General features: G+C 68.5%; 2 protein-coding genes. One reads left to right on the forward strand and one right to left on the reverse strand.

Translation table 11 applies throughout. The features are described 5' to 3' along the window. On the forward strand, positions 1-789 hold a 789-nt coding region (locus DD1DGNOD_RS15100; protein ID WP_283234702.1), incomplete at its 5' end, for a family 2B encapsulin nanocompartment shell protein. Between the two features lie 123 nt (positions 790-912). Here DD1DGNOD_RS15100 and DD1DGNOD_RS15105 read toward each other — a convergent pair. Then, entirely contained in the window at positions 913-1,872 is a 960-nt protein-coding gene (locus DD1DGNOD_RS15105; protein ID WP_131767065.1) for an NAD-dependent epimerase/dehydratase family protein, read from the reverse strand. Positions 1,873-2,087: the final 215 nt, after the last annotated feature.

Consider the following 2,087-nt stretch of genomic DNA (forward strand, 5'->3'; position numbering starts at 1 on the left):
CTCCAAACCCACATCGAACAGTACCGAACCCGCCCCCAACCAGCCCAGAACAAATACGGCGAAGCCGCCATCGACCTCGCCGCCGGCCACCACGGCGAACCCGACCTCCCCGGCACCTTCGTCGACTACGAACTCGCCCCCCGCGAATACGAACTCAGCGTCGCCCAAACCGTCCTCCGCGTCCACAGCCGCGTCGCCGACCTCTACAACGAACCGATCAACCAACTCGAACAGCAACTCCGACTCACCATCGAAGCCCTCCGCGAACGCCAGGAACACGAACTCATCAACAACCGGAACTTCGGCCTCCTCCACAACGCCGACCTCAAACAACGCATCCACACCCGCACCGGCCCACCCACCCCCGACGACCTCGACGAACTGCTCTCGCGACGGCGAAAGTCCCAATATTTCCTAGCTCATCCCCGGGCGATCGCCGCGTTCGGCCGGGAGGCCAACCGCCGGGGTCTCTACCCGCCGAGCGTCGACATCGCCGGCCACGCGGTGCCCGCCTGGCGCGGCGTCCCCATCCTGCCCAGCAACAAAATTCCCATCACGAGCACCAACACCACGTCCATCCTCGTGCTGCGTACCGGTGAGGAGGACCAGGGTGTCATCGGCCTGCACCACGCCGGTATCCCCGACGAGGTCCAACCCAGCCTGAACGTCCGCTTCATGGGCATCAGCGAAAAAGCGATCATCTCCTACCTCGTCAGCGCCTACTACTCCGTCGCCGTCCTCGTCCCCGACGCCCTCGGCATCCTCGAAAACGTCGAGATCGGACACTGACAGGCACCAGCCCACCGACACCGAGGTGCCGTGTATGCGGTCGCGGCGCCTCGGTGTCCCACACCGTGGCCACCGGCGTACGTCACGGCAGCGCCAGCGTGCGTCACGGCACAGCGCACGGTCTCAGCCGGCGGCGACGGTACGGCGGACGCCTTCGTCGAGCGGGGTGGGTTTCCAGCCGAGTTCGCGTTGTGCCCTGGCCGAGTCGGGGACGGCATTCCACAGCAGGAACTGGAGCTGACCTCGCGCCATCAGCGGTGGCCGGTGGGTCACCCGTGCGAGTGCCTCACCGGCCGCGGCCACTGCCGTTGCGACGCCGGCCGGCATGGTCACCACCGGGGCTCGGCCGCGCCCGGTGACCGAAACCACCGTCCGTGCAAGCTGCATCAGCGTCGCGTGCTCGTCGCAGAAGATGTAGCGCTGTCCGGGGCGACCCAGCTCCGCCGCGAGCAGGTGACCCTGCGCCAGACCCTCGGTGAAGACGACTCCGAACCCGCCCGGCGGTGCGGTGGGAAGCAGCCCGCGTAGCACCAGCCCGAAGAGCGTCTCCAGCGACGCGCTGCCAGCCGGGCCGGGTCCGTAGACCGTGGCGGGGTTGGCAAACACGATCTCCATGTCGCCGGACGCGTCGAGCACCGCACGCTCCGCTCGTTGTTTCGATCGTTCGTAGGCCGTGCGCTTGGGTGCGACGGCAAGCCTGGTCTCGTCGAACCGGCCGCCGGGTGGCGCGTCGAACACGTCGATCGTGCTCGTGTGCACCATCCGCCGCACCCCGGCCGCCGCGGCGGCCCGGGCAAGGTTCGCCGACCCGTCAGCATTGACCCCCCCGAACAGCGACTCGTCTCGCAGCCACTGCTCCGGCAGCCCCATCGCGTTGAAGACGAGATCGCAGCGGTCCACCGCAGGCTCCAACGAGGACGGGTCCGTGACGTCACCGGTCACGAGCTCGAGATCGTGCGGGAGGACAGCCTTGGCTCTGGCCGTGTCACGGACGAGCACGCGCACCTCGTGACCGGCCAGACGGGCGGCCCGGGCGACCGCGTTGCCGACCTTGCCGGTGCCACCGGTGACCAGCACCCTCACCCGGCCGACTCTACGACTACCGCTGTACGACCGCCCTCCGGAAGGCCGCTCGGGCGACGACCGCGCCACCCGAGCACCCGGCCGGAACACCCGGAACAGCGTCCTGGCGGCCCGTACCGGTTACGGACGCGTTCGCGGCGGCCATTAAGTCGTGCCAGGCTAAAGGATCGGAGGCAGCGCGATCATATTTTTCTCGCGCTGCCGGCGACTGGATC

Source organism: Candidatus Protofrankia californiensis, assembly GCF_900634765.1.
GTDB classification, from domain to species: Bacteria; Actinomycetota; Actinomycetes; order Frankiales; family Frankiaceae; genus Protofrankia; species Protofrankia californiensis.